This is a genomic window from Tenacibaculum sp. SDUM215027 (genome assembly GCF_050566205.1).
Classification (GTDB): Bacteria; Bacteroidota; Bacteroidia; order Flavobacteriales; family Flavobacteriaceae; genus Polaribacter.
Genome location: NZ_JBNXUE010000005.1, coordinates 141,911 through 154,282, shown reverse-complemented (window position 1 = coordinate 154,282; position 12,372 = coordinate 141,911). Strand labels below are relative to the sequence as shown.

The following is a 12,372-nucleotide window of genomic DNA, read 5'->3' as shown; positions in this document are numbered from 1 at the left end:
TGATGGCTGATTCGGTGATGAAGTGGTATGTAGTTAGAGCTATTGGAGGTCAAGAAAATAAGGTGAAAACTTATATTGAGACTGAGATTGCTCGACATGGGTTGTCTGATTTTGTAAACCAAGTAATTGTTCCTACAGAAAAAGTTATTCAAGTAAGAAACGGGAAGAAAATTAACAGAGAAAGAGTTTACTTTCCTGGTTATGTAATGGTTGAAGCTAATTTAGCAGGAGAAGTTCCTCACGTAATTAAATCAGTAACAGGAGTTATTGGTTTTTTAGGTGAAACAAAAGGAGGAGATCCAGTGCCAATGCGTAAATCAGAAGTAAACAGAATGTTAGGTAAAGTAGATGAGCTTTCTGTTAAAGATGAAAATATTGCAATTCCTTACACAGTTGGAGAAACTGTAAAAGTAATTGATGGTCCTTTCAATGGATTCGATGGAACTGTTGAAAAAGTAAATGAAGAAAAGCGTAAATTAGAAGTAATGGTTAAGATTTTCGGAAGAAAAACTCCATTAGAACTAAATTATATGCAAGTAGAGAAAATATAATTGTTACACCTATATTTAGATGAGTTTAAGCTTCCAATTTAAACACATCGTTAAATCTTAAACAATGGCAAAAGAAGTAAGTAAATTAGTTAAACTACAAGTTAGGGGAGGTGCAGCGAATCCGTCGCCACCAGTTGGACCCGCTTTAGGTGCTGCCGGTGTTAACATCATGGAGTTCTGTAAGCAGTTTAATGCTCGTACACAGGACAAACAAGGTAAAGTATTACCAGTTGTTATTACAGTTTATACAGACAAATCATTTGAATTTGTTGTAAAAACACCACCAGCCGCAGTACAATTATTAGAAGCGGCCAAAATTAAGAAAGGTTCAGGAGAACCTAATAGGAAAAAAGTAGCAAGCGTTTCTTGGGATCAAATTCGTGGAATAGCAGAAGACAAAATGGTAGATATGAATGCCTTTGAAGTTGAGTCTGCAATGCGAATGATTGCCGGAACAGCTCGTTCTATGGGATTAACAGTAACAGGTGATGCACCTGCTTAAACTTTAAAAGATATTTAGAAATGGCAATTACTAGAAAGCAAAAAGAAGCTCGTGCTAAAGTAGATAGCTCTAAAGTTTATAGCTTACAAGATGCATCAGCATTAGTTAAAGAGATTACAAACGTAAAATTTGATGCGTCTGTTGATTTAGCAGTACGTTTAGGAGTTGATCCTCGTAAAGCTAATCAAATGGTTCGTGGAGTTGTAACATTACCTCACGGAACCGGTAAAGATGTAAAGGTTTTAGCATTAGTTACTCCAGATAAAGAAGCAGAAGCTAAAGAAGCAGGTGCTGATTATGTAGGATTAGATGAGTACCTTCAAAAGATTAAAGGAGGATGGACTGATGTAGACGTTATTATTACTATGCCAAGCGTTATGGGTAAATTAGGTCCTTTAGGTCGTATTTTAGGACCAAGAGGTTTAATGCCAAACCCAAAAACAGGTACGGTAACAATGGACGTTGCAAAAGCAGTAACCGAAGTAAAAGCTGGTAAAATTGACTTTAAAGTTGATAAAACTGGTATTGTACACGCAGCAATTGGAAAAGTATCTTTTGATGCTAAAAAGATTGAAGAAAATGCAAACGAGTTATTGCAAACACTTATTAAATTAAAGCCAACTGCGGCAAAAGGAACTTATATTAAGAGTATTTTTATGTCTTCAACAATGAGTCCTAGTGTTGCAATAGATGAAAAATCTGTATCGTAAGGCAGTTAAAACTTTTTAATTATGACTAGAGAGGAAAAATCACAAGTAATACAAGATTTAACAGCACAGTTAGCAGATACGAGTACCATCTATTTAGCAGATATTTCTGGATTAGATGCTACTACTACATCTAACTTACGTAGAGCTTGTTTCAAAGCAAACGTACAATTGGCTGTTGTAAAGAACACATTGCTTTCAAAAGCAATGGAAGCTTCTGATAAAGATTTTGGAGAGTTACCAGATGTATTAAAAGGAAATACTTCAATGTTAATTGCTGAAGCAGCAAATGCGCCAGCAAAAGTAATCAAAGAGTTCAGAAAAAAATCAGACAAGCCTTTATTAAAAGGAGCATATGTTGAAGAGGCGGTTTATGTTGGGGATGACCAATTAGACGCTCTTGTTAACATTAAGTCTAGAGAAGAACTTATTGGAGATATTATTACCTTATTACAATCTCCTGCGAAGAATGTTGTTTCAGCATTACAATCAGGTGGTGGTAAGTTATCAGGTATTTTACAAACATTATCAGAAAGATAATTACGCGCACTAATAAACTAAATAAATAAAATTTTTAAAAAACAATTAAAATGGCAGATTTAAAAGATTTCGCAGAACAATTAGTTAACTTAACAGTAAAAGAAGTTAATGAATTAGCTGATATTTTAAAAGAAGAGTATGGTATTGAGCCAGCAGCAGCAGCAGTAGCAATTGCAGGACCAGCAGCAGGTGGAGGAGATGCAGCAGAAGAGCAAACTGAGTTTGATGTAATCTTAAAAGCAGCAGGAGGTTCTAAATTAGCAGTTGTAAAATTAGTTAAAGAATTAACTGGATTAGGATTAAAAGAAGCTAAAGGTATTGTAGATAGCGCACCAGCACCAATCAAAGAAGGTATATCTAAAGATGAGGCAGAAGGTCTTAAGAAGTCTTTAGAAGAAGCAGGAGCTGAGGTAGAGCTTAAGTAAGCTATACTCCCGATTTATAAAAAAACGGGAAAAAACAATAAAGGTTTAGGTACTAAAAACTTATGTTTTTAGTCCTAAACCATTTTGTGTATATATTCGTTCTTTATTTGTCACAATGTTTTTAATTGTGATTTTACGATTATAAAGTGCTGATTTTTAATCAGTAACAGCAATTAAAATTGCAGTATTGAAACAAATGAGTTTCAAAAATAATATTTTTAATTAAAAATAGCATCTCTTTTGGCAACGATAAATACTACTGAAAGAATTAACTTCGCGTCATCGCAGTTAGGGACTGATTATCCAGATTTTTTAGATATTCAGGTAAAATCTTTCCAAGATTTCTTCCAATTGCAAACTAAAGCTGAAGAGCGAGGAGAAGAAGGTTTGTATAAAACTTTCATGGATAACTTCCCGATTACAGATACTCGTAATCAATTCGTATTAGAATTTTTAGACTACTTTGTAGATCCACCAAGATATAGCATTCAAGAATGTATAGAGCGTGGATTAACTCACAGTGTACCTCTAAAAGCACGTTTAAAATTATATTGTACTGACCCAGAACACGAAGATTTTGAAACAATCGTTCAAGATGTGTACTTAGGTACAATTCCTTATATGACAAACTCTGGTACCTTCATCATTAATGGTGCAGAAAGAGTAGTTGTGTCACAATTACACCGTTCACCAGGTGTATTCTTTGGGCAATCATTTCACGCAAACGGAACTAAGTTATACTCTGCAAGAGTTATACCATTTAAAGGTTCTTGGATTGAATTTGCTACCGATATCAATCAAGTAATGTATGCTTATATTGATAGAAAGAAAAAATTACCAGTAACAACGTTATTCAGAGCCATAGGTTTTGAAAGAGATAAAGATATTTTAGAAATTTTTGATTTAGCGGAAGAAGTAAAAGTTTCTAAAGCTGGATTAAAAAAAGTATTAGGGCGTAAATTAGCAGCTAGAGTATTAAAAACTTGGCATGAAGATTTCGTAGATGAAGATACAGGAGAAGTAGTATCTATTGAGCGTAACGAAATTATTTTCGACCGTGATACAATTATAGAAAAAGAACATATTGATGAAATAATCGAAGCAGGAGCTAAGACTGTCTTATTACATAAAGAAGATAACTTACAAGCTGATTATGCCATCATCCATAACACATTACAAAAAGACCCTACAAACTCTGAAAAAGAAGCTGTAGAGCACGTATATAGACAATTACGTAATGCTGAACCGCCAGACGAGGAGACTGCAAGAGGAATTATTGAAAAGTTATTCTTCTCAGAACAACGTTATAGTTTAGGTGAGGTAGGACGTTTTAGAATGAATACTAAGCTTCAGTTAAATGAAGATTTAGATCAAAAAGTATTAACTAAGAACGATATCATTACTATTATCAAGTATTTAATTGAGTTAATCAATTCAAAAGCTGAAGTAGATGATATCGATCACTTATCTAACCGTCGTGTTAGAACTGTTGGAGAGCAATTAGCAGGTCAATTTGGTGTAGGTTTAGCTCGTATGGCACGTACTATTCGTGAAAGAATGAATGTTCGTGATAACGAAGTATTTACTCCAATTGATTTAATTAATGCGAAAACTTTATCATCAGTAATTAACTCTTTCTTTGGTACCAACCAGTTATCTCAGTTCATGGATCAAACAAACCCATTAGCAGAGATTACTCATAAGCGTCGTTTATCGGCCTTAGGACCTGGAGGTTTATCACGTGAAAGAGCAGGTTTCGAGGTTCGTGACGTTCACTATACACACTATGGTCGTTTATGTCCGATTGAAACACCTGAAGGGCCAAACATTGGACTTATATCTTCTTTAGCAGTTTACGCGAAAGTAAACTACATGGGATTCATCGAAACACCATATAAAAAAGTTGAAGATGGTACAGTTTTAGGAGAAGATCCTATTTACTTAAGTGCAGAGGAGGAAGAAGGAATGAAGATTGCACAATCTAACTTACCTATTGCAAAAGATGGTAAAATAGAACGTGATAGAGTTATTGCCCGTGAAGAAGGTGATTTCCCAGTTGAAAGTCCAGAAGCAATTAATTACATGGACGTTGCTCCAAACCAAATAGCTTCGATTTCAGCATCGTTAATTCCTTTCTTAGAGCATGATGATGCGAACCGTGCATTAATGGGATCGAACATGATGCGTCAAGCAGTTCCATTATTACGTCCAGAGTCTCCTATCGTTGGTACAGGTTTAGAACGTAGAGTAGCAAAAGACTCTCGTATTTTAATCAATGCTGAAGGAGCAGGAGTAGTTGAGTATGTAGATGCCAACAAAATAACAATTAAGTACGATAGAACTGAAGAAGAGCGTATGGTAAGCTTTGAATCTGATGAGAAATCGTATAACTTAATTAAGTTCAGAAAAACCAACCAAGGTACTAACATTAACCTAAAACCAATTGTAAGAGTAGGTGATAGAGTTGAGGAAGGACAAGTACTTTGTGAAGGATATGCAACACAAAAAGGAGAATTAGCTTTAGGTAGAAACATGAAAGTAGCCTTTATGCCTTGGAAAGGGTATAACTTTGAGGATGCGATTGTGATTTCTGAAAAAGTAGTTCGTGAAGATATCTTTACTTCTATTCATATTGATGAATATTCATTAGATGTTCGTGATACGAAATTAGGAGCGGAAGAATTAACAAACGATATTCCTAATGTTTCAGAAGAGGCTACAAAAGACTTAGATGAAAACGGAATGATTCGTATTGGAGCAGAAGTAAATCCAGGTGATATCTTAATAGGTAAGATTACACCAAAAGGAGAATCTGATCCAACTCCTGAAGAAAAGTTATTAAGAGCAATCTTTGGTGACAAAGCAGGTGATGTAAAAGATGCATCATTAAAAGCTTCTCCATCGTTAAGAGGTGTTGTAATTAATAAAAAATTATTCAAACGTGCTGTAAAAGATAAGAATAAGCGTGCTCGTGATAAAGAAGCAATTGCAGCTTTAGAAGCATCTTATGTGTCTAAATTCGAGGAGTTAAAAGATGTTTTAGTTGAAAAGTTATTCAACTTAGTATCAGGTAAAACTTCTCAAGGAGTTTATAATGATTTAGGTGAAGAAGTATTGCCAAAAGGTAAGAAATTCACTCAAAAAATGTTAAATTCTGTTGAAGATTTTACACACTTACACGGAACTTGGACTACTGATAAAGATTTAAATTCTTTAGTTGTTGAATTAGTTCACAATTATAAAATTAAAGTAAACGATTTACAAGGAGTTTTACGTCGTGAGAAATTTACAATTTCTGTAGGAGACGAACTACCAGCTGGAATTTTAAAACTTGCTAAAATTTATGTTGCTAAAAAACGTAAATTAAAAGTAGGAGATAAGATGGCAGGACGTCACGGAAACAAAGGTATTGTTGCACGTATCGTACGTCAAGAAGATATGCCTTTCTTAGAAGACGGAACACCAGTAGATATCGTATTAAATCCATTAGGGGTACCATCTCGTATGAACATTGGTCAGATTTATGAAACTGTTCTTGGATGGGCAGGACAAAAATTAGATCAAAAATATGCGACACCTATTTTTGATGGAGCAAAAATTGATCAAATAAATGCTTTAACAGACGAAGCTGGAATACCACGTTACGGACATACATATTTATATGATGGAGGTACAGGTAAACGTTTTGACCAACCTGCAACAGTAGGGGTAATTTATATGATTAAGTTAGGTCACATGATTGAAGATAAGATGCACGCACGTTCTATCGGACCATACTCATTAATTACTCAGCAGCCATTAGGAGGTAAAGCTCAGTTTGGAGGTCAGCGTTTTGGTGAGATGGAAGTTTGGGCACTTGAAGCATATGGTGCATCAAGTATCTTACGAGAAATCTTAACTGTTAAGTCTGATGACGTATTAGGTAGAGCAAAAACTTACGAGTCTATCGTTAAAGGAGAAGCAATGCCAGAACCAGGTTTACCAGAATCATTTAACGTATTAATGCATGAACTTAAAGGTTTAGGATTAGACGTTAAATTAGAAGAATAATCACAGTGAAATGTCTCAGAGCGAAAGCTCTGAGGCAAATCATTTTTTCAATATCAGTCTTATTATTAGACATTTATTTTTAATTCGAATCCATTATCATGGCAAGAAAAAACGAAAAATACACTGTTAAGAAGTTTAACAAAATTTCAATAGGTTTAGCATCACCTGAGTCTATTTTAGAGGCTTCTAAAGGAGAGGTGTTAAAACCAGAAACTATTAACTACCGTACGCATAAACCAGAAAGAGATGGGTTATTTTGTGAGCGTATCTTTGGTCCTGTAAAAGACTATGAGTGTGCGTGTGGTAAATATAAAAGAATTCGATATAAAGGTATCGTTTGTGACCGTTGTGGTGTTGAAGTTACTGAGAAAAAAGTACGTAGAGATAGAGTAGGTCATATTAATTTAGTAGTACCTGTAGCACATATTTGGTATTTTAGATCATTACCTAACAAAATGGGATACCTTTTAGGTTTACCATCTAAGAAGTTAGATATGATTATTTACTACGAACGTTACGTTGTAATTCAACCAGGTATTGCTAAAAATGCTGAAGGAGAACCATTACAAAAAATGGACTTCTTAACTGAGGAAGAATATTTAGATATCGCAGATGAGCTTCCACAAGAAAATATGTATTTGGAAGATTCTGATCCTAATAAGTTTATAGCTAAAATGGGAGCAGAATGTTTAATCGATTTATTAGAAAGAATCGATTTAGACGAGTTATCATACCAGTTACGTCATAAAGCAAATACAGAAACTTCTAAGCAACGTAAAAACGAAGCATTAAAGCGTTTAAATGTTGTTGAAGCATTCAGAGATTCTCAAAAGAATAGAGAAAACAACCCAGAATGGATGATAATGAAAGTAGTTCCGGTTATTCCACCAGAATTACGTCCATTAGTACCATTAGATGGAGGTCGTTTCGCAACTTCTGATTTAAATGATTTATACCGTCGTGTAATTATCCGTAACAATCGTTTAAAGCGATTAATGGAAATTAAAGCACCAGAGGTAATTTTACGTAATGAAAAACGTATGTTACAAGAATCAGTAGATTCATTATTTGATAACACACGTAAATCATCAGCAGTAAAAACTGAGTCTAACAGACCATTAAAATCATTATCTGATAGTTTAAAAGGTAAGCAAGGGCGTTTCCGTCAAAACTTATTAGGTAAGCGTGTTGATTACTCTGCACGTTCGGTAATTGTTGTTGGACCAGAATTAAAGTTATACGAATGTGGATTGCCAAAAGATATGGCAGCTGAATTATACAAACCTTTCGTTATTCGTAAGTTAATCGAAAGAGGAATTGTTAAGACAGTAAAATCTGCAAAGAAAATAATTGATAGAAAAGAACCAGTTGTTTGGGATATTTTAGAAAATGTAATTAAAGGACACCCAGTTTTATTAAACCGTGCTCCTACCTTACACCGTTTAGGTATCCAAGCTTTCCAACCAAAATTAATTGAAGGAAAGGCAATTCGTTTACACCCATTAGTATGTACGGCATTTAACGCCGATTTTGATGGGGATCAAATGGCGGTTCACTTACCATTAGGACCAGAAGCTATTTTAGAAGCGCAATTATTAATGTTAGCTTCTCATAATATCTTAAACCCTGCAAACGGAGCACCAATTACGGTACCGTCTCAGGATATGGTTTTAGGGTTATACTATATGACAAAAGAAAGAAAGTCAACTCCAGAAGTGCCTATAAAAGGTGAAGGATTAACTTTCTATTCTCCAGAAGAGGTTACTATTGCTTATAACGAAGACAGAGTAGACTTAAATGCTGGAATAAAAGTAAGAACTAAAGATTTCAATGAAAACGGAGAGTTAGTAACTCAAATAATTGAAACTACTGTTGGTAGAGTATTATTTAATGAAGTAGTACCAGAGCAGGCAGGATATATTAATGAGGTATTAACCAAAAAATCGTTACGTGGAATTATTGGTAATATCTTAAAAGTAACAGATATTCCATCGATAGGTAAATTCTTAGATGATATTAAAGGTATGGGATATACGTTTGCCTTCCAAGGAGGTTTATCGTTTTCATTAGGAGATATCATTATTCCAGAAGAAAAGCATACGATGATTGCTGAAGCTAATAAAGAAGTGGATGGAATCGTTATGAACTATAACATGGGTATGTTAACGCAAAAAGAGCGTTACAACCAGGTAATTGATGTTTGGGGATCTACTAATAATAGATTGACTGAATTATCGATGAAGCGTTTACGTGAAGATCAACAAGGATTTAACTCTGTATTTATGATGTTAGATTCTGGAGCACGTGGATCGAAAGAGCAGATTCGTCAGTTAACAGGTATGCGTGGATTAATGGCGAAACCTAAAAAATCGACTGCAGGAGGTGGAGAAATTATTGAAAACCCGATTTTATCGAACTTTAAAGAAGGTTTATCAATTTTAGAATACTTTATCTCAACGCACGGTGCACGTAAAGGTCTTGCCGATACCGCATTAAAAACAGCCGATGCAGGTTATTTAACACGTCGTTTAGTAGATGTATCTCAAGATGTTATCGTTAACGAAGTAGATTGTGGTACATTAAGAGGATTAGAAGTAGCTCCATTAAAGAAAAATGATGAAATCGTTGAACCTTTAAGTGAGAGGATTACAGGTCGTACAGCATTATACGATGTATACGCACCAATATCTGATGAATTACTAGTTGAATCAGGAGAGTTAATAACACCAGTCTTAGCTGATAAAATACAAGCTTCAGGAATAGATAAGGTTGAAGTACGTTCAGCATTAACATGTGAATCTGAAAGAGGAATCTGTGAAAAATGTTACGGACAAAGCTTATCAACAGGTAAAAAAGTTCAAAGAGGTGAAGCAGTAGGTGTAATTGCAGCACAATCTATTGGAGAGCCTGGTACACAGTTAACATTACGTACATTCCACGTTGGAGGGGTAGCAGGAAACATTTCAGAAGATAATAAGTTAATCGCTAAATTCGACGGTTCTGTATCAATTGATGATTTACGTACTGTAAAAGGTAAAGATTCAGCAGGAGAAGAAGTAGAAATCGTAATTTCTCGTACAGCAGAGATTAAGATTACAGATAAGAAAACTGGAATTGTATTAAGTACTAACATTATTCCTTATGGTTCTATTCTTTTTGATAAAGATAGAAAGACAATTAAGAAAGGAGATGCAGTATGTCAATGGGATCCATTTAACGGAGTTATTGTTTCTGAATTTGGAGGAAAAGTTAAGTTTGATAACTTAGAGCAAGGAATTAACTTCTCTGTAGAAGTTGATGAACAAACAGGATTCCAAGAAAAAGTAATTACAGATTCTAAGAATAAGAAGATTATTCCTTCATTAATTATTGAAGATGCTGATGGTAACGCGTTACGTTCGTACAGTCTACCAGTAGGAGCACACTTAATGGTAAGTGATGGAGATAAAGTAGAATCAGGTAAAACTTTAGTTAAGATTCCTCGTAAGTCTGGTAAAGCAGGAGATATTACAGGAGGTTTACCACGTGTAACTGAGTTATTCGAAGCACGTAACCCTTCTAACCCAGCTGTAGTAGCACAAATTGATGGAGTTGTATCATTTGGTAAAATTAAGCGTGGTAACCGTGAAATTATTATCGAATCTAAAACTGGAGAGATTAAGAAATACTTAATTAAGTTATCTAATCAAATCTTAGTTCAAGAAAACGACTTTATTAAAGCAGGAATGCCGTTATCTGATGGAGCAATTACTCCAATAGATATCTTAAATATTAAAGGACCTTCAGCAGTACAAGAGTACTTAGTAAACGAAATCCAAGAAGTATATCGTTTACAAGGGGTGAAAATTAACGACAAGCATTTCGAAGTAGTAGTACGTCAAATGATGCGAAAAGTTAGAATTATTGATTCAGGAGATACTTTATTCTTAGAAAATCAATTAGTTCATAAAACTGATTTCATCAAAGAAAATGATGCTATTTACGGGATGAAAGTTGTTGAAGATGCTGGAGATTCTACAAATTTAAAGGCAGGACAAATAGTTTCAGCTCGTCAATTAAGAGATGAAAACTCGTTATTACGTAGAGAAGATAAAAACTTAGTAGTAGCACGTGATGCTCAACCAGCAACAGCTGAGCAAGTATTACAAGGTATTACTAGAGCATCGTTACAAACGAAGTCATTTATCTCAGCTGCATCATTCCAGGAAACAACTAAAGTATTAAATGAAGCCGCTGTAAACGGTAAAATTGATACTTTAGAAGGATTAAAAGAAAATGTAATTGTTGGTAAACGTATACCAGCTGGTACAGGAATGAGAGCTTACGAAGACATAGTAGTTGGACCTAAGGATGAGATTGAACAAAGTTTATAAAAACTTGAGTTTATAAATAATATCAAGGGTTTAGAGTTCTTAGAACTCTAAACCCTTATTTTTTAACTAAATAATATAAAGACTCAATTATGGAAGATAATAAGAAAGACCCACAATTAAATATAGAGTTAGATCAAGAAATAGCAGAAGGAACCTATAGTAATTTAGCTATTATAAATCATTCTGTTTCAGAGTTTATAGTAGATTTTATTAATATTATGCCTGGAGTTCCAAAAGCAAAAGTAAAATCAAGAATAATTTTAACACCACAGCACGCTAAACGTTTATCAAAAGCATTAGCAGATAATATTCGTAAGTTTGAACAAGCACATGGTGAAATAAAAGATTATGAGCAACCACCAATTCCAATGAACTTTGGAGGTACTACTGGTGAAGCCTAAAACAAAAAAATCGTCTATTTAGACGATTTTTTTGTTTGTAATAATATAAGAAAGATTAGAACCCTTCAGAAAGCTCTTTTAGAGTTTTTACATCAGTTATAAATATTTCTTTTCCTTTTAAATCAATTAATTTTTTCTTTTTAAATTCAGAAAGTAAACGGATAGCACTTTCAGTTGCTGTACCTATAATATTAGCAATATCTTCTCTTGATAAATTAATGTTTATAGAGCCATTTTCGTTTTTATCAAACTTAGTGTCCAATAGTAAGAGAGTAGCAGCTAAACGTTGTTTTACAGTTTTTTGAGCCATATCAACAATAACACCGTCAGCTTTCTTTAAAGAATTAGCCATCTTTTTCAAAACATCCATAGAAAAGTTAGAATTGTTTTCTAAATCTCTGAGAATTTCTTCTTTAGGAATAAAGCAAACTTCCATATCATTTACGGCAATGGCTTTTAAATTAGAAGCTTCATTGTTTATTAAACTACGTTCACCTAAAATATCTCCTTTTCTTATTAAATGAATAATTTGATCTCTACCATTATCACTCATTTTAGATACTTTACAAACACCGTCCTTAACACAAAAAACACCATTAATGTACTCTCCTTCATTAAAAAGAGTCTCTCCCTTTTTAATTATTTTAGAAGTTTTGCACCCAGAGATTCTTACTAATTCATCTTTAGTCAAGGCTTTTAAAGAGTTGAATTGTCGAATAATACACTGTTCACATTTGCTCATAATATGCCTTTTTTTTGCTACTCAAATATACGGAAAAGCTGATAATTATCATGTTTTAATTTGTAATCTTATCGGACATTT

General features: G+C 34.0%; 9 protein-coding genes. 8 read left to right on the top strand and 1 reads right to left on the bottom strand.

Annotated features, from left to right (window positions below):
- Window positions 1-2 precede the first annotated feature (2 nt).
- The 8 genes from nusG to ACQYZ7_RS12300 all read left to right on the top strand — a co-directional run bounded on the left by nusG (window position 3) and on the right by ACQYZ7_RS12300 (window position 11,549).
- Window positions 3-551, top strand: coding sequence for a transcription termination/antitermination protein NusG (nusG, locus tag ACQYZ7_RS12335; RefSeq protein ID WP_099214163.1), 549 nt, complete (start codon window positions 3-5; stop codon window positions 549-551).
- A 64-nt stretch (window positions 552-615) separates the two neighbouring features.
- Window positions 616-1,053, top strand: a complete 438-nt coding sequence (gene rplK / locus ACQYZ7_RS12330) for a 50S ribosomal protein L11 (protein WP_047790105.1) — start codon at window positions 616-618, stop codon at window positions 1,051-1,053.
- Between the two features lie 20 nt (window positions 1,054-1,073).
- Window positions 1,074-1,763, top strand: coding sequence for a 50S ribosomal protein L1 (gene rplA / locus ACQYZ7_RS12325; protein WP_115902080.1), 690 nt, complete (start codon window positions 1,074-1,076; stop codon window positions 1,761-1,763).
- A 21-nt stretch (window positions 1,764-1,784) separates the two neighbouring features.
- The gene (rplJ, locus tag ACQYZ7_RS12320; protein WP_430730035.1) at window positions 1,785-2,300 is read left to right on the top strand and encodes a 50S ribosomal protein L10; all 516 of its coding nucleotides are present in this window, start codon (window positions 1,785-1,787) and stop codon (window positions 2,298-2,300) included.
- A gap of 50 nt (window positions 2,301-2,350) precedes the next feature.
- Window positions 2,351-2,725 (top strand): 50S ribosomal protein L7/L12, encoded by a 375-nt coding sequence (gene rplL, locus ACQYZ7_RS12315; RefSeq protein ID WP_430730034.1) that lies wholly within the window; start codon window positions 2,351-2,353, stop codon window positions 2,723-2,725.
- A gap of 240 nt (window positions 2,726-2,965) precedes the next feature.
- Entirely contained in the window at window positions 2,966-6,775 is a 3,810-nt protein-coding gene (gene rpoB, locus ACQYZ7_RS12310; RefSeq protein WP_430730033.1) for a DNA-directed RNA polymerase subunit beta, read from the top strand.
- A 98-nt stretch (window positions 6,776-6,873) separates the two neighbouring features.
- Entirely contained in the window at window positions 6,874-11,148 is a 4,275-nt protein-coding gene (gene rpoC / locus ACQYZ7_RS12305) for a DNA-directed RNA polymerase subunit beta' (RefSeq protein WP_430730032.1), read from the top strand.
- Window positions 11,149-11,237: 89 nt separating this feature from the next.
- Entirely contained in the window at window positions 11,238-11,549 is a 312-nt protein-coding gene (locus ACQYZ7_RS12300; protein ID WP_430730031.1) for a DUF3467 domain-containing protein, read from the top strand.
- Window positions 11,550-11,604: 55 nt separating this feature from the next.
- Here the strand turns inward: ACQYZ7_RS12300 and ACQYZ7_RS12295 are convergent, their stop codons facing one another.
- On the bottom strand, window positions 11,605-12,291 hold the full coding sequence (locus tag ACQYZ7_RS12295; RefSeq protein WP_430730030.1) for a Crp/Fnr family transcriptional regulator: 687 nt from the start codon (window positions 12,289-12,291) through the stop codon (window positions 11,605-11,607).
- Window positions 12,292-12,372 lie beyond the last annotated feature (81 nt).